This is a genomic window from Bartonella sp. AP4SXKL, assembly GCF_042195845.1.
GTDB lineage: Bacteria > Pseudomonadota > Alphaproteobacteria > Rhizobiales > Rhizobiaceae > Bartonella.
The window spans coordinates 70,934-93,271 of sequence record NZ_JBHIPA010000008.1; the positions used below are offsets into that span (position 1 = coordinate 70,934).

Sequence of the window (22,338 nt, forward strand, 5' to 3'; positions counted from 1 at the left end):
CGAGAACCTTGGTGCTTGTTCATAAAATAATTTCTGGAGACCAGCAATAAAAATTAAAACAGTGTTTTTATCTCATGAGACAATCAAACACAAAATTGCTTTCTGTTTTTGAGGTTTGAGCTCTCTAAAACTTTTCAAAAGGATGTGCTCTTCTTTACTTGCGATCCCTTCATCACAGCAATACAAGGCATTTTCTTTTGTCGAGAGATCCGTATAGAAAAAAGAAATGGGAACATTAAGAATATCAGCAATTTCTTGTAAACGCCCAGCTCCTATACGATTAGAGCCTTTTTCATATTTTTGGATTTGTTGAAAAGTCACCCCTAACTGACTGCCTAATTTCTTTTGCGACATTCCCAGCATTGTTCTTTTAAAGCGAATTTTTCTGCCTATCGAAATGTCGTTAAAGTGTGGATTTTTAGCTTTCACTTCAAGCTCCCCTGCCGGTTGCGAGCGCCTCTTATGCGTATTCCGGGAGTCAAAAACACTGAGTTCAGTCAGCTTTTTTGCTTTTAGTGCTAGAGAGCACCTAGACATAGCAAAAACTCCCAGAATTCCGGGATACCTACAAGAGTAGGTTCATTTTATGATCGAACTTTAGGGCTTTCAGACCCTACTGATCGCTGCGTAGACGATCAAAGTCACCCTTTAAGGTATAAAGTAATTTCATGAAATTAGCAATAAAATTTAAAAACAGTCTTTATTTTATGAGCTCCACCCCGCCTCTCAAACTTTTATGCCCGCTCGTAAAAACTCCAAAACCATGAAATAAAACCCACGTTTATTGAGAGGACTAATAACCCTTTATTTTTGAGATCAAGCCTCCCAAAAGCACACCTAACAACATATCACCCCCTCCCAAAGCCATTCTTGAGAGACATCTTACAGATTTACACTGTGATACGTTGGATTTTTGCGCCACAACGAGCCAATTTTTCTTCTAATCTCTCAAATCCACGATCAAGATGATAAACACGATTGACGATTGTTTCCCCCTTTGCTGCCAATGTAACAAGAGTAAGAGGGCTGCAATCACAAGAGAAACAACAAGCACGCAAATCCGTCGCCATGATGAGGCCCCCCTTGCAAATTCTCTGTTCCATGAGATGCGTTGCTCTCTCGCCCATCAAGCTTTATTTGCGCCCTCAAGCGATTGAGTTCTTGAACATGCATAAAACGATTTTCGAAAACCGTCTCTGTAATATGCGCGCTTCCCTCAACCCCGTGTCATGAAAGCATGCCGCCCACACAACAGCCACCCCCCAAGCAACCTCTCAAAGCCATTCTTTGGAGCATATCTTTGAAAGCTTTACACTGTGATACGTTGGATTTTTGCGCCACAACGAGCCAATTTTTCTTCTAATCTCTCAAATCCACGATCAAGATGATAAACACGATTGACGATTGTTTCTCCCTTTGCTGCCAATGCTGCAATCACAAGAGAAACAGAAGCACGCAAATCCGTCGCCATGACAGGAGCCCCTTGCAAATTCTCTGTTCCATAGACAGTTGCCGTCTGCCCATCAAGCTTTATCTGTGCTCCTAAGCGATTGAGTTCTTGAACATGCATAAAACGATTTTCGAAAACCGTCTCTGTAATATGCGCGATTCCTTCAGCCCGTGTCATGAGCGCCATGAATTGCGCTTGGAGATCAGTTGGAAAAGCAGGATAAGGTCCTGTTTTAATATCAACGGGCATAATTTTGGTGTTCTTTGGATTTCGCTTAATATGAATTCCTTGAGGTTCTATTTGAATCTCGAGTCCTGTTTTTTGGAGCACCTTAAGCACTTTTGTGAGATGATTAGGATTTGCATTTTTAAGAAAGACATCTCCTCCCGTCATAGCAACAGCCATTGCATATGTTCCCGCTTCGATTCGATCAGCAATAACGCGTACTCTAGCACCGTTGAGTTTTTTAACCCCTTCAATTGTAAGCGTTGTTGTTCCTTCACCGGTTATTTGAGCCCCCATAGCATTCAGGGTTCGAATAAGGTTTGTCACTTCTGGCTCACAAGCTGCATTCTCAAGAGTGGTTGTTCCCTTTGCCATTGTCGCCGCCATCAGCAGCACATGGGTTCCACCAACAGTGACTTTAGGGAAACGATAGTGAGCACCTTTTAACCCCTTTAGCGCTTTTGCATGAACATATCCATTTTCGATAGTAATCTGTGCGCCTAAAGTTTTAAGTCCCTCAAGGATAAAATCGACAGGTCTTGTTCCAATAGCGCATCCTCCAGGAAGCGAAACATAAGCCTCTGCGCATCGTGCAAGCAGAGGTCCGATAACCCAAAAGCTTGCACGCATTTTTTTCACCAGTTCATATGGTGCCCGTGTTGTGGCTATTTTTTGCGCCGTAAAATGAATTGTTCTTGAATTCACACATTCATCGTTAAACTCTTGTCCATCAACGGCATATCCAACACCATGATTATTGAGAATACGAATAAGCAATTCAACATCGGCCAGATGCGGAATATTTTCTAAAGTGAGCGTTTCTTCTGTAAGCAGCGCCGCAATCATAAGAGGCAATGCAGCATTTTTTGCCCCAGATATAGGAATTGTTCCTTGAAGTTTTTTTCCCCCAACAATTTGAATAGAATCCATCGTGTTTTCCCTCTTTTCCTTTGTGCCTGCCCTTCCAAAGGATTGTCCCCCTTCGGGAAGTTATGCTTTATTAATCGTTTTAGAACGCATTCTAACTATGAGAACAAATTATTGAGAAGTTTGGTTGCAAAAATTTACTAAAAAACATTTTTTTGCATTTTAGAGCTTTTTGCATTTTAGAGCTCTGGTTGTGCTCTTTTTCGGCTTTGCTCTTTTCGACGTTTCAGGTTTTGACGCAATTGTTGTGCCAATCTTTCTTGACGTCGTTTTGCTTTTTCATCTTGATGATTAATTTCATTTTGTTTTTGTTTTTGATGCATTTGTGTCATTGCGCAACCTTTTAAACAGTGTTGAGCTTCTATCCAAGCAACTCATAACCTTAAATATTTAAGCATATAAGAAACATATGTCATGACATAAGATACGTTTTCTTGCAAGAATATACAAATGTTCTCTTGCCTATTTTCTGACAATATGGCACAAGACAGCGCAAAGATTGAAAAGGGCTGCGGTAGCTCAGTGGTAGAGCACTCCCTTGGTAAGGGAGAGGTCGAGAGTTCAATCCTCTCTCGCAGCACCATTTTATTCTTCTTTTGCCTCTCTCTTCTTGCCCTTATAAGTCTTCCCTATAAGCCTAAATCTTTTCCCCAACCTTCATCGGCTTCATCAAATCCTCCATCCTTTAAACCATGCGCTTCAATAGCCTCAAAATCAGTAGCTTCAAAATCAATGGCTTCAAAATCAATAGCCTCAATGCCACGCTTAATCTCTAAAATGCCTTACGAACGGCTTTTGAAATTGACCGCCCCCCAAAGAATATCCCCCACCCCTTGCCTCCCTCCCCTTTCCTTGCCTCCCCCTCTTTCCTTTCTGTAAGATTTGCCCCCTATCCTTCTCTTTGCCAAGCCTCACTATTGCAACAGCTCTTAGCACTTGAGACGGTATAGGCATTTTTATTTTTTCAATATTTTATTTCTTGAATATTTTTCCCCACAAGCTCACCCTGTTTGTAATATGCAAACAAACGATTTTACTTGATTCAATATAAGAGCGTCTGAATAAGAAGGGTTGAAATAAGAACATCTCACACTATTTCGGGCTCTCATTGAAATTCAAATTGAATCTCAATAATGAATTATTATAAACTCATTGTTTGAACATATCCCATTGATACCTTTATCCGCCCCAAAACGAATAATCTTATCTTTCCAGCCTCTCTATCCACCTCAAGCAACACAAGTATTCCCTGTAAAAATTAGAATAAGCTTCATCGATCCTATTCGTCATTTACAACAAATCTAACAGAGCCATTTCCAGAACCTCCTCTCAACGCCTTTCCCATTCTCCCCACCCCTTACCAAAAGAAAAAAAACAAACAGTGATACCCCTCCACAGTGAAGCTTTCAAGAAGCCACCCCACGCTCCCATATGGCAAAAATCCCATATACCAGACATCCCATATACCAGAAAATTGATAGCCCGCGGTTTCAAAGAAGATCCCTCATTACCAATTTTATACACTATGATTTTCCACGTGTTCTAAGCCATCCCTCTTTCAACACGCATCTTTTTTATACGAATACTTTGATTGATACAGATAGCGTTATTCCTCTTGCATAAGAATCCGAAGAGCAAAAAATTCTCTCCCCCTCTATTCTATTGAAATCAATCACTCCTCTTCGCTTACAGTTCACAAACAGAAAGATCCGTATGGCGAGAAACTTTCCAAGAAAAGCATATCTCTTCGTAAGAAGCCTCCCAGTAAACGAGATTATGAATCGTCTCAAGAGCTACAGCCCATGCCGCAATTTTGGCAACGGGCCCCCAATAGTACCAACTTACTTTTTCATAAAGTAAGATAGGGTGCGCAATGTTTATAATCTACAGGGTTTTATAACCTCTGGGGTTTATAATTTACGGGGCTTGACCGTTATACCCCTCACGATATTATTCACAAGCGGCAGTATGAAATTTATGAACGCCGGCATAAAATGGCTGTGAAATGAGCTTAGAGCGAGATATCTTTATTAAAACAAGTGCGTGAATGTACAACAACAAGTATATTTCATTTGGAGTATTTTGGATATTGCCTACTCTCCCCACCCTAGGACAACCATTTTGTCTACAGATCCCCTTATATATTCTGCATATTTTCTGCTGTCATATCTCCTCCAATAAGCTAAAACCCCACATATGCGGGGTTTTAGCCAGTACCACACCTTTATTTAGACACATTATGATCACTATAACCATTTTTATTAAATACGTTTTTACGTATATTTTCAACACAAAAATAACACATATTGATTTATTTAACAGAAATCAATTAAATATTCATGATAATCATTAAAAGTTAAAATGATGAAATTATTATTCAGAACGTACGTCATAATATTTATAACGTTTTTTTCTGTATTCATATTATTGGGTTGTACTCAAGTAAGCGACCTTGCTGAATACGATAGGCTTTACCAAAAATATGTCCATGAAAATTACACTCCTTTAGCATATTCTCAGAAATTAGAAAAAGCAAAAAAAGAGGTAGAATATTTAAAAGCGTATATGGAATGGACTGTAGACATACCCCATGACAAAAGTCAATTTTGGAGGCATTTAATAACATTGCCCAGTAATCCTCCAGAATTCAATATTTTTAAACATTATCACATATTGCTTGTTTTTTGTGGACGTTTTTTTGATTTATGGCAAGGTGATAAAACGATGCCCACACTTACCTTTAACGACTTACCAACAAGACTGAAGGATTTTAAAGCTAACGGGATGAAATACAGGAAAAATTGGGATTATATAGAAAATATTTTCCTCAAAGCAAAGTTTGAAACAAACTTTGATGATCCAATGTTTGCGTACGCAGAAAAATTTTTGGATTCCCCTAATGGCATTAGTCGAAAAGAACAAACTCTCCAGACAGAGCTGCTCATAATAGGCAATGAACTCACTCGTTTTAGAAACACAGCAACAATGTGCGTTATGGCTAGAGAGGTATACCTTGCCATGATGCCCAAAGAAAATGTAAAACCGCCCGTAAGATATAGCACCTTTGAAAAATGGAAGCAGTATTTAAAAAATCTTTAAACGGATCATAAAATGCCTTTCAAAATACTTCTAAAGAACCATTAAGCCCCCCTCACAATGACTATAATCAGGCACAAAGAGGGTATAAAAAACAATGTTAATTAAACAGTCTTTATTGAGAAGCGTCTTAATTATCGCTCTTTTAACAACGCATCTTTTTTATTCTTCAAAGGGATATACTCATTCGAATGAAGTGTTCTCTTCAAAAGAAATTACAGAAAGAGAGAGTTTCTTCCGCATTTTCCTTGTTAATGGAAGTCGCTGGTGGGAAGAAAAATTCTACCAAATTCTCTGGATAGAAAAAACATTTTTTTTGGAAAACAAGCAGCAGTTATCGCAACCGCTCTATGAAAAACATGTCAATATAATAAAAAAATGGCAGAATATAATCAAAAAACGACATCATGTATTTAATACTCTGTGCACCCTTATAGAATTAGAAATAGATGCAATGCGACATGTGAATGAAGCAAAACACTCTCATAAGCATACACATCTCTCAAACCTTATGAAACACATAGAGACATATCAAGAGCGTATAGTTAAAAACAAGAAAGAACTTGAGAAACTTGATCATGAAATTGAGATCTTATACAAAGTTATCATAGAATATACAAAATTACCATAAACTTTGATCTATTCATTCCATAACTTTATGAAAAGTGCTTCTCAAAGGATATCTTTTATTTTCAAGCACTTTGAACTATCTATCGCCATCTTTAGATACAGAGTGCCAAAGTACAGTAACGTTATCATACAATTTGTTGTATTTTACCAACACAAAATAACACATATTGATTTATTCAACAGAAATGACTTATAAAAGCTCATCAGAAACAAACGACAATAAATACCTTATGTTTAAACACTTTATTTTCTTCGCTATCGTAATAAGCGCTGTTTTATTTACGCATCATACAACGAGTGGATGTACAACAGATGGTCTTTTTGTTGGAAGTACTTCTCCGATCAATTGTATTTCAAAAGAATATATAAGACAGAAAATAAAAAAGAAGCTATTAGAAAAAGAACGCGAAAGAGAATGGTTAGAGCTTGAACAATTTTCTGTTAGCGCTTGTCCAGGTGGAAAATTTCCTGTTTATTATGGCTTTTCTATTATCGATTGTGTTTCAGAGGAAGAACTAAAACAAAATCGTCTTAATCAAAATCATTTTAATAATGAAATTAATATAATGAACTTATTCCTGCAATGGTTTATCGTAGCATTCGTAATAACAACGATAATGTCTGTTCCCATAAGTTTACTTTGGCGTTTTAGATTTAAGGTTTCTGCCTGTTTATTTACAATAATGACAACCTTGGCTATTATTGCCGTCCCTTTTACATTTGATTTATCGTCTCTCTTTTAATCTATTTTTGTAAAAAATATTTCTAAAATATTAAAAACACCCTGCATTTTTAAGCGTTTTGAACTGTATCTCCTCTCATCTAGATACAGTATAATCACTATAGCCATTTTCATTAAACATGTTTTTGCACATATTTCTAACATAAAAATAACACATGTCGATACATTCAAAAGAGATCAATTAAACGATCTTATAAAATAAGAGCAATACACAAAGTGGCTGTATTTAATGATAGTAAATGAAGACGATTATTATGGAATTCTTGGTGTAAGCTACGCATGCAACGATAAACAGATAAAATCTGCTTTTCGTAAATTAGCTCTGCAATACCACCCTGATCATAATTCTAGTACCGAAGCAGAACAAAAATTCAGAAAAATTTGTGAAGCCTATGAAGTTCTTAAAGATCCTCAAAAGAGAGCTGCTTACAATCAGTTCTATCATAAAACTTTTAAAGATAATGACAAGGCTTCTGAAATTAGTAGAAAGCAAGAGAACAGACGACAAGATAATACCGAGCATGTAATTGGTAGTATCATGAATGTAATTTTCATTATTTGTGGAATAATACCTATAATGTGTTATATAATTTCGTTTTTTACGTGGAATATACCACTAGGAATAATAAGTATAGGGTTATTAATTTTCATCAGTATAAAAGGATATTTGGTAAATATTGGTGCATTTATCTTCGGGATCATACTAATATCATTTATCAAAGTTATATGGAGAAGTATCTATTGATCAGTGCTTTTGAAGAGCTTTAAGATCAGTCCCACAGTGAATTCACAAGGTGTGGTAATTTTTGATTTTCTATAACAAGGTAGTGTAGAAAAACATAGAGATTATAATGTCTCTATCCGTTCTTTTCTTATTCTCCCCTTTCCTCCACCCCTCTATTTTTTTCCACAACCTGCCCCCCAATCTTTTCCCCAACAAGCCCACTTGACTCCACACAGACTTTTTCTCATGCCCCTACATCCTTTTCCATGTCGGCTAAAAAAAATCCCCCAAGCCCCCGCAAAGCTCTCTCCCCCCAAGAACGAAAGCATAACGTACACCATTGTCACAGCAATGAAAAAGCAATTGGCCCATCATTGCCACTCCCCCACAGTACTCACCACAAAAGCACCCAAAATCACACCACCATATCTCTAAACAACTTGGCCTTACTCCCCATTCTCGTTTTCCCCTCCAGCATACCGCGCCGCCTTGCATGCGCTCCAAGCACCCTTTCTTCCCACATTTTCCCACCATGCCTTTCACATTCATGACCAAGCTCTTTGCGCTCCCTGCACTCTTTGCGCTCTTTGCTTGCACCCTCCTCCAACACAAAAACCGGCTCTTTTCCTCCTTGAACGTGCCTTTTTATAGGTTGGAACCTGTCTGCACTGCTGCTTCCCTTCCCCCTAAACCTCATTTTTGTTCTCTAGCATGCTTTCGTGTCACTCCAAGTCACAGGATAACGACCTGCCCCCTTCATCCCCACCATTTCCTCCTCATCCCGCTCCAACATTTCTCTTCCCAAAGCCGCGTATCTCCCCCTTTTCCATATCGGCTAAGAAAATCCCCCAAGCCCCTGCAAAGCTCTCTCCCCCCAAGAACGAAAGCATAACGTACACCATTGTCACCACAATGAAAAAGCAATTGGCCCATCATTGCCACTCCCCCCCAACACTCACCACAAAAGCACCCAAAATCACACCACCATATCTCTAAACAACTTGGCCTTACTCCCCATTCTCGTTTTCCCCTCCAGCATACCGCGCCGCCTTGCATGCGCTCCAAGCACCCTTTCTTCCCACATTTTCCCACCATGCCTTTCACATTCATGACCAAGCTCTTTGCGCTCCCTGCACTCTTTGCGCTCTTTGCTTGCACCCTCCTCCAACACAAAAACCGGCTCTTTTCCTCCTTGAACGTGCCTTTTTATAGGTTGGAACCTGTCTGCACTGCTGCTTCCCTTCCCCCTAAACCTCATTTTTGTTCTCTAGCATGCTTTCGTGTCACTCCAAGTCACAGGATAACGACCTGCCCCCTTCATCCCCACCATTTCCTCCTCATCCCGCTCCAACATTTCTCTTCCCAAAGCCGCGTATCTCCCCCTTTTCCATATCGGCTAAGAAAATCCCCCAAGCCCCCGCAAAGCTCTCTCCCCCCAAGAACGAAAGCATAACGTACACCATTGTCACCACAATGAAAAAGCAACTCAGCCCTTTCATTGCGGCTCCCCCCCCCCAACACTCACCACAAAAGCACCCAAAATCACAGCCTCCATACCTCTGAACACTTAGCCTTACTCCCCATTCTCGTTTTCCCCTCCAGCATACCGCGCCGCCTTGCATGCGCTCCAAGCACCCTTTCTTTCCCCATTTTCCCACCATGCTTTCACATTCATGACCAAGCTCTTTGTGCTCCCTGCACTCTTTGCGCCCCCTTATTTAGCACCCTCTTCCAACATATGCTTTGCTCTTTTCCCCCTCTGCTCTTTCCTTTTTATAGAACTTTGCCTCTCCTCAACGCTACACAAGATCCCTTTCTTGCCCGCCTCATTCTTGTTTTGCCCTCCAGCATACGTCTTGCATGCGCTCCAAACTCCCCGCTTTCTCCCTCCTTCAAAGCAATTTCTGTTCTTATATGAAAACCTGTCTCAACCGATTTAATTTGCTGTACCATCTTCTCCAAAGCCTCATTAAAACGGCTAATTTCATTTTCAAGCTTGCAAATATATGCTTCATCACGATAAGCCCGTTTAATCAAAGGAGGCATATCCGGCCAATAGAGCATTAAATCCACCCATTCGCGTTGAGAAATCCATAATCCCCCTTGACATTGTGCTTTATGTTCTGCTGGAAAGCTCTTTTGCATGAAATGAGGGATCAAAATTTCAGGTTTTTTTGTTTTAATTTCTAATAAGCCATTTTTTCCCACAAAAGCATCGGGGGAAAATCCTTGTCTGCGGTCATCTGCCAAAACAAAGCCAATACATTCAGGTTCTGTATGTGTAAGTTCCCCATAAAGCTGTCGTGCGATTGGTTCTAATTCTGTCCCACGTCGCATAGAAAGTGTTGCCCCTTCATCAACAGTTTTTCCTGTAATTCTTTCTCCCGCCAATTTCATCATCACACTCTGATAGCGTGACGTTTTTTGCCCTTGTTTTGTTCGTGCCATAACCATCTCAAACAACGAAGCCGTAATCAAACCATTACGCGCTTGCTGCCATTCCTCTGTTCCTTGAATACAATCGATAATGATTGGCATAGTATTTCTCCCCTTCATCTTTAAGGTGTTTTTTTTTGCAACATATTCTCTTTGAAACATTCATATCTTTTAAGATGCATTCCCCACTAAGAATGACAGCATCCTTAAATATTGTGCTGCTGAAATCACAAAAGCTTTTGGAAACGCCCCCTCAACATCCCCCTCCCCACAAGTTTCTCATCCCCTCCTTTTCCATATCAGCTAAGCCCCTCCCAAGCGGCGCCCTCCCTAGACGAAAGCATAACGCGTGATATTTTCTCCCCGATAAAAAAACCTCTCGCCCATCATTGCCCCCTAAGGCTCAATACAAAAACGGTCAGAACCGCGCTCCCATAGCGCCTTCCTCTTCTTCCCTCTCAAACACCTTCCCTCATTTCCCAACATGCTTTCACATTCATATCCAAGCTCTTTGCACTCCCTGCGCTCAAAGCCCTCTGCTTTCTCCCCTCCTCCAACACTCTACTCTTTCCCCTACACAGAACTTTTTTTAAAGATTGACATCTCCTCAACGCTTGTACGGCTGCCCCCCTTTTCCACACCTCATATCTCCCCTCCAGCATATGCCTTGCATACGCTTCAAGCTCTCCTCTCCCCCACTCGTCCTCCCTCTTAACCAGCCAACCACCAACATTTTCCCCAACAAGCTTCCCCCCAACATCCCTCCTCCCCAGAAGTTTCTCATCCCCTCCTTTTCCATATCAGCTAAGCCCCCCCCAAGTCGTCTCCCCCAAGAACGAAAGCATAACGCACACCATTGTCACCACAATGAAAAAGCACTTGGGCCCATCATTGCGCTCTCCCAGCACTCACCACAAAAGCACCCCAAAGCCCCCCACGTGTCCCAATATGTCTAAACAAGCTTTAACGACCTCTCCCGTCAAACACCTCCTTCCATTTTCCAGCATGCTTTACGTATCATTCCAAGCTCCCTACTTGCGTGCCGCAAAAACACAAAAACCGGCTCTTTTCCCCCTTGAACTTGCCTTTTTATAGGTTGGAACCTGTCTGTACTGCTGCTTTTCTTCCCCCTAAGCCTTCATTTTTGTTCTCCAGCATGCTTTCCGTGTCACTCCAAGTCACTGGATGACGACCTGCCCCCCCATTGTCTTATCCCCCAATGAACCAGCCGGCAACTTCCCCCCACACAAGCGTCCGCAATTCCCCATATATAGGGCTCTTTTCTTCATACCCTCCTTTCCATATCGGCTACCCCCCCAAAGCTCTCCACCCCCAAGTCGTCCCCCCCCAAGAACGAAAGCATAATGTGCACCATTGTCACCGCAATGAAAAAACACTTGGGCCCATCATTGCGGCTTCTTTTTTCAACCCTGCTACTGCACGACGGAAAAATCATGGCGGCAATATTCTTCCTCCAATTTTTTTGCCATAGACTGAGCCACCTCTTGCGATATAAAAAGTATAGCGTTGTGTTTTTGTGGTTCGAGTCTGATTAAATTCCGCATATTTCCAGCATAATAAAGTGGAATCCCTTGATACGAAGTCTTGAGATAACTTGGCATGTTTACCACCAATAATCTGTCAAGACATCACATGGGCGTAAACGATGCTGTTTTTCATAAGAGCCATAGAGATTATCTTCATAATCGCAAGCCGCTCTTTCATTTAAACAAGCATGATAAGCTTCACTATTCAAAATGAAGGGCTGCAATTGTGTATTTTCTTCATTTATTTCATGATTTTCGACATAAAAATCAGCGATTTGTTCGGTAATATCTTCAGCATGAGAAGTTGTCAGATCGAGTCGTAAAACTCTATAAACAGTTTCACATTCTTCAATCAGTTCGAGCACTTCTTCGATTTCGTCGATTGGTCCTTCATAAGTACAAGGATTTTCCTCTTCGCATAAAACGACAATGATTTCATCCTCTTTAACGAATGAAATATTTTTCATGATTTCCCCCTTTAGATAGTTGATAAAGCATAGCCTTGTCTTGACAAGACTAAATATAGCGTTAGTCTTATATCCTCTATAGGAGAGATGTCAACCATTTTATCCTTCATAAAAGATATATTTTAAATATCTACGGGGTTCAAATGACATATGTAAAGAAAAATCTATTATTCTTTGTTCCTCTCATGCCCCTTTGTTGTTCTCTATTTGTTCTTACAAAATTGCAATTATAAACACACAGGAGAGATAAAATGAGTGACATAATATTAATAAAACACTGGAGTCGCCTTGACTCAAAAGCACAGAAGGAAGTTATTTTGAAGCTTCGTCAATTGGTCGCCGCAAAAGAGTCAAAATCGCCTGTCTCTCTTGCGGAGAGAGTTTCGAAATAAGCTCTATAAATTCTTTATCTTCAGGGCTAGCCCCTTTCCCGTAAAGAATATAATTCATACTGATATTAATTTCGTGACAAATTCGCGAGAGAGATTCGATTGTTGGTTCTTTTCCTTCAGAAAGAATAGAATGAAGGTACCCCGCGCCTTTACCGGCAGCGAGGGAGATAGATCTTTTTGACCGCCCACTTTTTTCCAAAGCGATTCTTAATCTTTGACGCCAACCATCGATATTCATAATTTCACCATATAGCGCGTCTTTTTAAAAAAACACGTCCTTTTTATAAAACGGGCTTGCATTATCCTCTAAAAAGGATAAAATTAAGGAAACAAATTTTACTTTTTCGGGGGAAATTTTTTTTATTTTTAGATCATAAAAACACTTTAACCACCCTACCGGATATAAAAGACCACCTCCAAAGCTTCTGCCCAAAAGCAAGTACGTTGAGAATGTGTGGTATTCTTTATTTTTTCCATCACCGCAATCTTAAATCGTAAGTTTGCATGCTCTTCAAGCACAGCCAATCATTTATAAGCATCGTAAAGAAGCCTCTAGTCATCATCGAACAGAGCCAAAAGCAACACAAGTTAAATCCTTATTTGAGCTTTTATCATCAATAAAAATGTATAAAAAAGAAGAAAGTAGATTGCAGTATGAAACACGCTAATCAACAAGAAACTCCTCATTATGAATCGTCTAGGCTTCCATATGTTTGTTGGTATCAAAATGACTTTCTAGGAGGTGTACGTGGGATGCGCGCACACGAAATTGGAATCTATACGATTCTTCTCAATGAAATGTATGCCCGTGGCCGACCTTTAGAAATATCGAAAGAACGTTTAGCGCGTCTTTGTGGTTGTGACAAGCGAACTTTTGTTAATGTTTTAGAGATGCTCATCCAAGAGGGTAAGATTTTAAATTTAGCCAATGGATTATGGAACAAGCGTTGCGAAAATATTTTTCAAGAGCGAGAAAAATTGCTTGAACAAAAATCCTTTGCGGGTCGTTCTTCGGCAAAAAAACGCAAGAAAATCAATGCAGAGATGCAACAACTGCTTAACGAAAGTCCAAAAGATGTTGCACAAAACTCAAAAGCTCAAAAGGCAGAAGAAAAGGAAACACCTTACGGTGTTTTAGAAAAGAAAATTTTGTTTGATGAGACAGAACCTTGTTTTTCCTGCGAAGAGAACTTTGAACAAAGCGATCATCCATCACCCTTATCGGCTCTTGATTCACCTCTCCCTTTGCCTGCCCAAGCAGAAGCGGAGCAAAAAAACGCCTCCCCTTTAAAAGCTCCCCAAGACGAGTTCACTCCCGCCCCTATCGCGCAAATTGTCACGGGGGAAAAAACAAAATCCGCCACCACTCTTCCCCCCAGCAATCTTCCTGCCTCCATCCCGCTTTGCACCAACAAAAAAACCACAACCTCAGTTGCCAAAGGGCATCGTCTTCCTGAGCATTGGCAAGCAGACATCAAGGCGGCAGTTTCAGAAGGTTTGAGTGAAAGCCAAGCCCATTGGCAAGAAAAGAAGTTTCGCGACTATTGGCAAGCCAAAGGCGGCAAAGAAGCTCTCAAAGTAGACTGGCAAGCCACATGGCGCAACTGGTTTCGCCGTGAGATCGAACGGCAAGAACAGCAAAAACAGGGAGGCTCCTCATCTTTTACCTCTGAGAACAATGACACGCTTTACCGCAGTTTGATCAACTATAACGACAATTTTTGACATCACACAAACAACGTATTTTTCAAGCAAGCGCGGGGACAAAAATGCTTCAAAACCACAACAGCATCGGACAAAACAACACAGAACAAAACAAAAGGCGGCAAAACAACATTTGGATAGGCGATTCACACCGTAAAACGAGTCAACATCGACCATTTTTCTCTCATCACAAAAGCGTTTTCCCCACGCAAAAGACCCTCACAGGCACCCCAACATACACACCCCAACATGCACCCCAATACACCAGGACTCCAGCATGCACCACCCCCTCAGGCATATCCACCCCGCCCTTCTTTCACCCCCTTCCTCCTTTCCACCTTCCTCCTTTTCCCAAGGCGCCACTTCCCATGCTCTTGGCAAACAAACATTAACACAGCCATTTCAGAAGGCTTGAGTGAGAGCCAAGCCCATTGGCAAGCCAAGAAGTTTCGCGACCATTGGCAAGAAAAGAGCGGCAAAGAAGCTCTCAAGTAAACTGGCAAGCCCCATAGCACCACGAGACTTTACGATCAGATCAAACGGTGAGAACAGCAAAAACAGAGTCCTCACTTCTCACATCTTGAGAAAAACGAAAATAATATCACGAATGACCATGAGCACAATTTTTGAAATCAAACAAAAACTTATCTCACAAGCAGATAGAATAGCAGAAATGCTTCTTCCCCAAGGGCACAAACGAGGCAACAATTGGATTGTAGGCAACACACGTGGTGAAGCTGGTCAAAGTTTATCGATTTGCTTGAGTGGTAGTAAAGCAGGACTTTGGTATGATTTTGCAGAAAGCACTGGAGGAGATCTTTTAGACCTTTGGTGTGAAGTCAAAGGCATTAGCCTTTCTCAAGCCTTAGAAGAAGCACGCGCGACTCTCAATCTGACACGCCCCAAACCCTTTATGGCGCCCCATCGTTCCTATCGCCGTCCACCGGTTCCTACAGGGCAGAGCCCGCAGAATCTTGTAAAAACCTATCTCCACGAAGAACGCCGCATTCCTCTAGAAATTATAAAGCGTTACCGCATAGGAGAAAATGGCAAAAAAATCATTTTCCCCTTTTATAAACCCGACGGCACCCTTGCTTTAGTCAAAGAACGGCTTGCACAAACGGGAGCAAAAACAAAACCAACAGCCTCCCAATGTGAACCGATTTTATTTGGTTGGCAAGCCCTTTACCCCACAAACCACGCCTCCACACAAGCGCCCCAAAACACCGCCTCAACTAACCTCACCTCCACACAGGCATCCCCGCACACACCCCAGCAGGCACCCACGCACGCACCTCAGCAAGCATTCCAACACACACCTCAGCAGGTACCCTCAACCAACCCCGCCTCTACACAGGCATCCCAAAACACCACCTCAACCAACCACCCCTCCACGCAGGTGCCCCAGCAGGCACCCCAACACACACCTCAGCAGGTACCCTCAACCAACCACGCCTCCACACAGGCGCCGTTTCCCCTTCTTTCTTCAACAAACCGTACCATTGTTATCACTGAAGGAGAAATTGATGCGCTATCCTTAGCCGCCTATGGATATCCGGCGGTTTCTGTTCCCTTTGGAGGAGGCAGTGGAGGAAAACACAACTGGATTGAAAATGAATTTGATCATTTAGAATCTTTTGAAACGATTTTTTTAGCCACCGATATGGATCCGCCCGGAGAAGAAGCAGCCCGTGAGATTGCCAGCAGGCTTGGACGCCACCGTTGCTACCGTGTCCGTTTACCCCGTAAAGATGCCAATGACTGTTTAACCGCAGGGATCGATAAAGCCACCATAAAAGCCGCCTTTTCCTCAGCACAAAGCTTTGCACCAGAAGGTTTACGGCGCGCCTCAGACTATAAAGATCAAGTGATTGGGCTTTTTTGGCCAGAGCCTGAAAAACATCTTGGTTATACGGTTCCCTATCCTAAACTGAAGGACAAATTGCATTTCCGCCCAGCAGAATTAACGCTCTGGAGCGGTGCGAGTGGTGCAGGTAAAAGCCAATTATTATCAGATTGTATTCCCCATTGGATTGCACAAAAGAGTCGCCTTTGCTTAGCGTCTCTAGAAATGAAAGGAGAACAATCGCTTCGCCGTTTAACCAAACAAACGGGCGGCTTAGAACAGCCTACAAAAGAAACGATTGAACGGATTCTTCATTTTTTAGACGATGGGCTTATTCTTTATGAGCATGTTGGCAAATCAAGCGTTGACACCTTGCTTGATGTCTTTGACTATTGTCGTGCGCGCTATGGCTGCGATCAATTTATCATCGACAGTTTGATGCGGCTTGGCATTGCCTCTGATGATTATGCAAGACAAGAACAAGCCGTTTATAAAATGGTTGATTGGGCTGTTTTAAACAATGTACATATTCACCTTGTAGCCCATGCCCGAAAAGGCGGTCTGGATAAAGATATCCCCAGCACAGAAGACATTAAAGGCGCCTCAGAAATTGGTGCCAATGCCTTTAACATTATCACCATTTGGCGCAATCGGTCGTTGGAAGATAAAATCTTTGCCGCCTCTCTCGCACAAGAAAAAGCAGATTTAGCCAAACGCCCTGGCGTTATTATGAATATTGCCAAACAACGTTCTGGTGATTTTGAAGGCAAAATAGGGCTTTGGTTTGATCCCCAAACCTACCGCTATCGCTGTTCTTTTGAACAATCATTCCCTCGACGTTATCTGTAATACCCCATAAACCCCACTCTCTTTAAAAACGTCTCCGCCTTCACACACGCACGCCTTGCTCCCACAGAAACAACAGGAAGGATCAATCCACAAATGATGAAAAACACCCAATCCTTCGCAAACCAAAGCCAACTCAACCCTAGATTCTCTGCTCCCAGACGGAAACAAAAAAAGGTCGCTCCAACAACGGCGCAAAACACCCCCCCCTTCAATAACCACAAACAACGCGTCACCACCCCATCTCGCCGCCCTCTCATATGCAAAATCAAGAACCACTCCAACAGTGCAGCAAACACGATCCCCATCAAGGACAGGAGTCCCCAAGGTATGTCCATACTCTCCATCCCCAAAAGAGCTAAAAAAAGGACGACTCCTAAAATGCAATAAAACAGCACTTCCTTCAAAAAGAGGAAAACACCAAAAATACAATAAAACGCCGCCCGCCACCACGGAATATCGAAGCGCTTGGAAAGCTTATAAGTACCAATAACGACAACAATAAAAAGGTAGGAAAACACCAACAACAGCAAAAAAAACAAATCGTTCGACATCACATACCCCTCACAGCAAGCCCATTAAAGATCACACCCATAAGACAAAAAAACACCCCCTACTTTAAGAACCAAGCCCCTAAAACACGTGCACGCCTTACACCCTGATAAATCAAAGGAAAAAGAAATCCAACAATAAAGGAAAACATCCCATCATTCGAGAACCAAAGCCAGCTCAACCCTAGATTCTCTGCTCCCAGACGGGTAAAAAAAAGGATTAGTGCCAAAATGCAGCAAAACAGCACAAAATTCAAAGCACGCAACAACCTCTGTAACACCGTATCACCTTGCTCGCGTATAAAGAACCCCAAGAGCACTTTTAACAATACAGACAAGATCAATCCCTTTAAGAATACCGCCCTTATGCTATCCATATCTCTGACGCCCACAGCAGCAAACCACAGGATAAAGCCCATCATGCAACAAAACATAACCGCCTTTAAGAACACTTGCCAAGCAACAGGCATACTCTTGACGCCCAGATGCACCAAACCAAGGACAGTTGCAAAAATGCAAGAAAACACCGCCCCCTTCAAGAGCAGCTCCCCGTCAACAGTGCGCCTGCCCACGCCCACATAAACAAAACCAAGATAGGTGGCAACAACGCCATAAAGCACCACCCATCTCCAAAACACCCACTCTGTAACAGAGCGACGCTTTGCTCCCTTATAAATAAAAATCAAGGCAAGAGCAAAAAAGCAGAAAAACCCCAACCACTGCCAAAACATCACATCGTTCGACATCAAATACCCCTCACAGAAAGAACATCAAAGACCACGCCCGTGGGAAAGAAAAATGCTCATTCTTTTTAAGCACCACCCCAACAGTACACGCATACAGCGTACCCCCTCCAAAACAAAAAAAGGAACAAGTCCAACACTGCTCACAAACACCCCATTGTTCAAGAACCAATGCGTGCTCCAGCCCATATGCTTTACTCCCACATGTGCCAACCCAACGACAGTGCCAATAATACAAGAAAACACCACCCACTTGAAGCACCACACCCCACGCGATATCCATTTACCCCGCACCCTCATAAGCAAAACCAAGGACCATGCCAACAACGCAGCAAAACGCCAGCCCCTTTAAAAACATGTCCCGCGCAACCACCATACGCCCCGCTCCTTCATAAGCAAAAATCAGAGACCATGCCAAAAATGCAGCAAAAGATCAATCCTTTTCAAAGAATGAAAGCCTAAACCCAAGACGCCTTGCCCCTCTATAAATAAGAGCAAGGACAAAGCCCAAAAGGACATAAAACACCCACTTGTTTGAAAACCACACCTGAGCCAAACCCAAATGCTCAGCTTGCTTATAAATAAAATCAGAGACAGCAGCCAAAATGAAGCTCAACAATACCATCTTGAGGAACAAACCCTTCGTTACACCACGCCGCTGCATTACTTCATAACCCAACATAAGGAAAATACCGGGAATGCCATAAAACGCCACAGCTCGTAAAAATACGCCCCACGTCATCCCAAGAGCCTTCATTTCCACATAAACAGCCACAGAGACATAAGCTACAATACAGCTAAACACCAATCCCTTCAGAGACAAAAGCCCGCGCGCCATCACTCACCTCCCTCATCAAGTCATTCAAGGAAAATCCACCATGCGACAAAACACCCCTCTTTTCAAGAGCCAAATCCATGGGGCTCCCACACACAAGCGCAACAGTCCAAGTCACCCCCAAGAGCGCATACCCCCACGGCACACTCCAACACATGTCTTCCTCTCATCCCCCTCTTTTGCCTAGAGCAAGCAACATTTTTTAAAAAACGAGAAGCAAAATTAAAATTTTTAAGGAGATGCTATGACCCATAAGCAGAAAAAAAATACGCAAACCTGCCCGCTTGATCATCAAAATCAAGAAAAGCACATTGGTCATTTAAAGACGCAAGAAATCCCTGTAGAAACGCGTAATCCTTATTTTAAACCCAATCATCGAGAAAGTTCCAGCAACCCGCGCACTATCAATGCCATTGCCAATGCACAAAGCCATCCCATTGCCCTTTTATATGCGAAAGGACATCTCAGCAAAGCCCAATATAAAGCGGCAGAACGTTTTTATTTTTACTGGCGTCAAAGCCAAGCCGATCTTCACATGAGCCTTGACTACACCCGTGAAAAGGTTTCCTGTAGCCAAGGGTACACACACCCCATTGAACGTCAAATAGAAGCCTCCAATCATTTAAGAACAATCAAAGTTCAACTGGGTATTCTTGGTTATTCACTGCTTGAACGCGTTATCGGCTATGGACAAGCGATAAAAGAATTAAGTTCTTCAAAACGCAAACAAAACTCCCTTGCCGATCATTTACGAGATTGTTTAGACTTGCTCGCATTTCATTGGGGATATGCAAACCATAAACATTTTGAATAATCCCCCTCCTCGCCATTTTAAGCCGCCTCCCATGTTGCCCCGCCCCCTCTAAAGAAACCTCCCCCACACGGGCTCAAGCATCCAGCAGCTCTCGCCCCTATTTTCATTACCTTGCCCACACCCAAAAGGACAATACTTCACCCCCCTCACACATACTTAAGATACACCCCACACTCTTAAAAACAAAAAGCCTTCCCCCATATCAGTCCTATAATCATGAGGGGCTCTTAATTCGTTTTTGATTGAAGAATATTATCAAGATGCTTGCATGTATCATAATATTTTTAAATATAGTTTAATTAATATCGAGTCTTAAAATAAATATTCAATTGAAAAAAGTATTAAGTTTTAATGCAAAATGACAAAATTTTTTGTAAAAAGTATTTTTTATATTGCTATTTTTTCAATTCTCTGCTAACCATAATATGGTAGGTTCTTTAAGTATGATTTTTTTGTATTTAGTACGGCCTTTTAAATTTATTCTTTTTTGACACGTCCTGCGAGTCAATGTTAAAATTCTCCTGCTTTTTGGTCCTCTGATTGCGACGGAGGACTTTTTTTTATGACTGTACTTTTTTATAACTGTATTGTCTTAAATCACTTCCTTATGAGCTTTGTGATAATTCCTCCATAAGGTTTACCCGCAAAATAGATCATTCTTTTGTCAAATTGACTTGCGTTCCATTCTTAAAGAACAAAGATTCTTAACTCAATCTGATTTACAAACAGCTTGGATACACTTCCCTCTTGGTTTGCCATTCCCTCTTGGCTTCTATTCAGGTTTTTCCGCTAAACTCAAGGCGCAACAGAAGCTTGCTCTGTCTTAAAGATTCACCACGCCCTTAAAAAAACACTTAAAACATATCCAAAGAAGCTTGCTTCATATCACCAAACCTCAAATGACCGTGTTTTACGACATAACAGAATGACTTAACTATTGGATAACTTTCTTTATCGCCCCCCAACAGGTTGATGTATCACGACAACATATTGATTTATAATCATCATATCCCGTTATCCATATAAAATTAAGAGACGCAGATATCATAGGGATTCTCTCATTTTAAATTTATTTCATGTTGCATCAATCAACACCTTGTCTTTTCCACATTACAAACATGAGAGACATATGAAATAACGCACTTCAAAGATTTCAAAGATAAAGAATCAAAATGCCTCTTATGAACACGCTCAAGAGCCAAAGGCTGTCATCATATGAGGCGCGAATAGTATGATAATGTGCTGGCTTTTCCTTATGAGAATTTAAAGAAAGGCTTATCCACTTCACAAGAGATTTCTCCATTATCAGATTTACCAATATCTCCAATCACCAATATAATTGTGATGATAAGATCACATAATGTTTTTAAACAAGTAGGTAAATGTGCAACACAAATATATTCTATTTAGAACATTCTGTTTTATGTGAGTCGCGTAAACTCCCATTAAAAAACAAAATCCCCCATTAAAAACAAAATCCCTATGAGAAAAAATCTAAAGCGTGAAGATAAAAACATGAGACAAGTGTGATTCCATTCAGATATTGCTCTTTAACCGTCAAACCGAATAAAAATAGATCCGGAAAATATGTTAATCTTCCTACCTTAAGAGATAAACTAAGAATATAGACAACATCTCTCCTAACATTCCCCTTTTTCTAGCATCGCTTAAGAATCAAAAGTTATACAGCTTATTTTGTCATATTATAAAGCACTGTTTTTTAAGGCGGTATTGAAGCAGTTAAAACAATTGAAGTGTTTAGCCAACGCCATCGCCATTAGCAAAGCTAAAAAAACAAACTGTTGAAAAGCCGTGCATATCTTGTGTAAACACAAAAAAAACAAGAAAAAGGCACAAAAATATCTCAATTTTTATAAAAATACATCAGCGTCTTTTACGATTGTATTGACGAACAACCCTTATCACATAATCATCTTAAATATTGAGAATAAAGAATGAATAGCCCTCGCAAATACAGCAACCTATCAATAAAAATATAAAAACAAATCTTTTTGTTATCTCTGTTTCTTATGGAATATGCCTTTCCCTATGGATGCACTTTAGCCTCCAAAGAGTGCATTCAATCCATGGAAAGGATGCACTCCAGCCCTTAAAGAGTGCATCCTTCCCCTCAACGGATACCGCCAAACCCTCATAAAGGCAGTATCCAATCTATAAGAGGATGCACTCCGCGCCTTAAAAAGAGTGCATCCTTCCCCTCAACGGAAACTGCCAAACCCTCATAAGGCAGTATCCAATCCATAAGAGGATGCACTCCGCGCCTTAAAAAAGAGTGCATCCTTCCCCTCAACGGAAACTGCCAAACCCTCATAAGGCAGTATCCAATCCATAAGAGGATGCAC

23 protein-coding genes, 1 tRNA gene and 3 pseudogenes are annotated in these 22,338 nt (G+C 41.4%); 8 read left to right on the forward strand and 19 right to left on the reverse strand.

The window, feature by feature from the left end; genetic code table 11:
- Positions 1–72: 72 nt before the first annotated feature.
- The 4 genes and pseudogenes from ACFIMI_RS05565 to ACFIMI_RS05580 form a co-directional block, all read right to left on the reverse strand.
- Positions 73–537 carry a helix-turn-helix domain-containing protein gene (locus ACFIMI_RS05565; RefSeq protein ID WP_375692318.1) on the reverse strand — a complete coding sequence of 155 codons (465 nt, stop codon included), beginning with the start codon at positions 535–537 and terminating at the stop codon, positions 73–75.
- 353 nt (positions 538–890) lie between these two features.
- A pseudogene (locus ACFIMI_RS05570) lies at positions 891–1,218 on the reverse strand (UDP-N-acetylglucosamine 1-carboxyvinyltransferase); the annotation flags it as partial.
- A 91-nt stretch (positions 1,219–1,309) separates the two neighbouring features.
- A complete protein-coding gene (murA, locus tag ACFIMI_RS05575) occupies positions 1,310–2,605 on the reverse strand; it encodes a UDP-N-acetylglucosamine 1-carboxyvinyltransferase (RefSeq protein WP_375611654.1) in 1,296 nt (431 codons plus the stop codon).
- Positions 2,606–2,781: 176 nt separating this feature from the next.
- On the reverse strand, positions 2,782–2,934 hold the full coding sequence (locus ACFIMI_RS05580) for a hypothetical protein (RefSeq protein ID WP_375607050.1): 153 nt from the start codon (positions 2,932–2,934) through the stop codon (positions 2,782–2,784).
- Between the two features lie 176 nt (positions 2,935–3,110).
- Between ACFIMI_RS05580 and ACFIMI_RS05585 the strand changes: the two genes are divergently transcribed.
- From ACFIMI_RS05585 to ACFIMI_RS05605, 5 genes and pseudogenes are all read left to right on the forward strand, one after another.
- Positions 3,111–3,185, forward strand: a tRNA-Thr gene (locus ACFIMI_RS05585).
- Between the two features lie 1,778 nt (positions 3,186–4,963).
- Positions 4,964–5,701, forward strand: a complete 738-nt coding sequence (locus ACFIMI_RS05590; protein WP_375611651.1) for a hypothetical protein — start codon at positions 4,964–4,966, stop codon at positions 5,699–5,701.
- Between the two features lie 94 nt (positions 5,702–5,795).
- Positions 5,796–6,329 (forward strand): hypothetical protein, encoded by a 534-nt coding sequence (locus ACFIMI_RS05595; protein ID WP_375651120.1) that lies wholly within the window; start codon positions 5,796–5,798, stop codon positions 6,327–6,329.
- 184 nt (positions 6,330–6,513) lie between these two features.
- Complete coding sequence (locus tag ACFIMI_RS05600) at positions 6,514–7,071, forward strand: hypothetical protein (protein ID WP_375692319.1); 558 nt, start codon at positions 6,514–6,516, stop codon at positions 7,069–7,071.
- A 228-nt stretch (positions 7,072–7,299) separates the two neighbouring features.
- Positions 7,300–7,539 (forward strand): annotated as a pseudogene (locus ACFIMI_RS05605) (DnaJ domain-containing protein); the annotation flags it as partial.
- Between the two features lie 670 nt (positions 7,540–8,209).
- Here the strand turns inward: ACFIMI_RS05605 and ACFIMI_RS05610 are convergent.
- The 9 genes from ACFIMI_RS05610 to ACFIMI_RS05650 form a co-directional block, all read right to left on the reverse strand.
- A complete protein-coding gene (locus ACFIMI_RS05610; RefSeq protein WP_375692320.1) occupies positions 8,210–8,491 on the reverse strand; it encodes a hypothetical protein in 282 nt (93 codons plus the stop codon).
- A 59-nt stretch (positions 8,492–8,550) separates the two neighbouring features.
- Positions 8,551–8,730 (reverse strand): hypothetical protein, encoded by a 180-nt coding sequence (locus ACFIMI_RS05615; protein ID WP_375692321.1) that lies wholly within the window; start codon positions 8,728–8,730, stop codon positions 8,551–8,553.
- Between the two features lie 40 nt (positions 8,731–8,770).
- Entirely contained in the window at positions 8,771–9,052 is a 282-nt protein-coding gene (locus ACFIMI_RS05620; RefSeq protein ID WP_375692320.1) for a hypothetical protein, read from the reverse strand.
- Positions 9,053–9,131: 79 nt separating this feature from the next.
- The gene (locus ACFIMI_RS05625; RefSeq protein WP_375646988.1) at positions 9,132–9,455 is read right to left on the reverse strand and encodes a hypothetical protein; all 324 of its coding nucleotides are present in this window, start codon (positions 9,453–9,455) and stop codon (positions 9,132–9,134) included.
- Between the two features lie 112 nt (positions 9,456–9,567).
- Positions 9,568–10,332 (reverse strand): lambda exonuclease family protein, encoded by a 765-nt coding sequence (locus ACFIMI_RS05630; RefSeq protein ID WP_375646990.1) that lies wholly within the window; start codon positions 10,330–10,332, stop codon positions 9,568–9,570.
- 1,076 nt (positions 10,333–11,408) lie between these two features.
- Positions 11,409–11,627, reverse strand: coding sequence for a hypothetical protein (locus ACFIMI_RS05635; RefSeq protein WP_375692322.1), 219 nt, complete (start codon positions 11,625–11,627; stop codon positions 11,409–11,411).
- A gap of 36 nt (positions 11,628–11,663) precedes the next feature.
- Positions 11,664–11,852: a hypothetical protein gene (locus ACFIMI_RS05640; RefSeq protein WP_273790850.1), complete on the reverse strand. Its 189-nt coding sequence runs from the start codon at positions 11,850–11,852 to the stop codon at positions 11,664–11,666.
- Between the two features lie 2 nt (positions 11,853–11,854).
- Positions 11,855–12,244 carry a hypothetical protein gene (locus ACFIMI_RS05645; protein WP_375611644.1) on the reverse strand — a complete coding sequence of 130 codons (390 nt, stop codon included), beginning with the start codon at positions 12,242–12,244 and terminating at the stop codon, positions 11,855–11,857.
- A 312-nt stretch (positions 12,245–12,556) separates the two neighbouring features.
- On the reverse strand, positions 12,557–12,874 hold the full coding sequence (locus ACFIMI_RS05650; RefSeq protein WP_273790852.1) for an XRE family transcriptional regulator: 318 nt from the start codon (positions 12,872–12,874) through the stop codon (positions 12,557–12,559).
- 416 nt (positions 12,875–13,290) lie between these two features.
- Here ACFIMI_RS05650 and ACFIMI_RS05655 point away from each other — a divergent pair, with 416 nt between their 5' ends.
- A complete protein-coding gene (locus tag ACFIMI_RS05655; protein ID WP_375692323.1) occupies positions 13,291–14,361 on the forward strand; it encodes a YdaU family protein in 1,071 nt (356 codons plus the stop codon).
- A 592-nt stretch (positions 14,362–14,953) separates the two neighbouring features.
- Positions 14,954–17,032, forward strand: a pseudogene (locus tag ACFIMI_RS05660) (toprim domain-containing protein); the annotation flags it as partial.
- Here the strand turns inward: ACFIMI_RS05660 and ACFIMI_RS05665 are convergent.
- Genes ACFIMI_RS05665 through ACFIMI_RS05690 form a run of 6 tightly spaced genes read right to left on the reverse strand, consistent with a single transcriptional unit; the run spans position 17,026 to position 19,318 of the window.
- Positions 17,026–17,586 (reverse strand): hypothetical protein, encoded by a 561-nt coding sequence (locus tag ACFIMI_RS05665; RefSeq protein ID WP_375692324.1) that lies wholly within the window; start codon positions 17,584–17,586, stop codon positions 17,026–17,028. The pseudogene ACFIMI_RS05660 and the gene ACFIMI_RS05665 sit on opposite strands and share 7 nt — an antisense overlap.
- Positions 17,587–17,645: 59 nt before the next feature.
- Complete coding sequence (locus ACFIMI_RS05670; RefSeq protein WP_375692325.1) at positions 17,646–18,329, reverse strand: hypothetical protein; 684 nt, start codon at positions 18,327–18,329, stop codon at positions 17,646–17,648.
- Between the two features lie 10 nt (positions 18,330–18,339).
- Entirely contained in the window at positions 18,340–18,609 is a 270-nt protein-coding gene (locus ACFIMI_RS05675) for a hypothetical protein (RefSeq protein ID WP_375692326.1), read from the reverse strand.
- The gene (locus ACFIMI_RS05680) at positions 18,610–18,744 is read right to left on the reverse strand and encodes a hypothetical protein (protein ID WP_375692327.1); all 135 of its coding nucleotides are present in this window, start codon (positions 18,742–18,744) and stop codon (positions 18,610–18,612) included. It abuts the gene before it with no gap.
- 15 nt (positions 18,745–18,759) lie between these two features.
- Complete coding sequence (locus ACFIMI_RS05685) at positions 18,760–19,164, reverse strand: hypothetical protein (protein WP_375622814.1); 405 nt, start codon at positions 19,162–19,164, stop codon at positions 18,760–18,762.
- Positions 19,124–19,318: a hypothetical protein gene (locus ACFIMI_RS05690; protein WP_375668421.1), complete on the reverse strand. Its 195-nt coding sequence runs from the start codon at positions 19,316–19,318 to the stop codon at positions 19,124–19,126. The genes ACFIMI_RS05685 and ACFIMI_RS05690 overlap by 41 nt, the downstream gene beginning before the upstream one ends.
- Before the next feature lie 87 nt (positions 19,319–19,405).
- On the opposite strand from ACFIMI_RS05690, the gene ACFIMI_RS05695 reads away from it, so the two are divergent.
- Positions 19,406–19,975 carry a hypothetical protein gene (locus ACFIMI_RS05695; RefSeq protein WP_375651157.1) on the forward strand — a complete coding sequence of 190 codons (570 nt, stop codon included), beginning with the start codon at positions 19,406–19,408 and terminating at the stop codon, positions 19,973–19,975.
- Positions 19,976–22,338 lie beyond the last annotated feature (2,363 nt).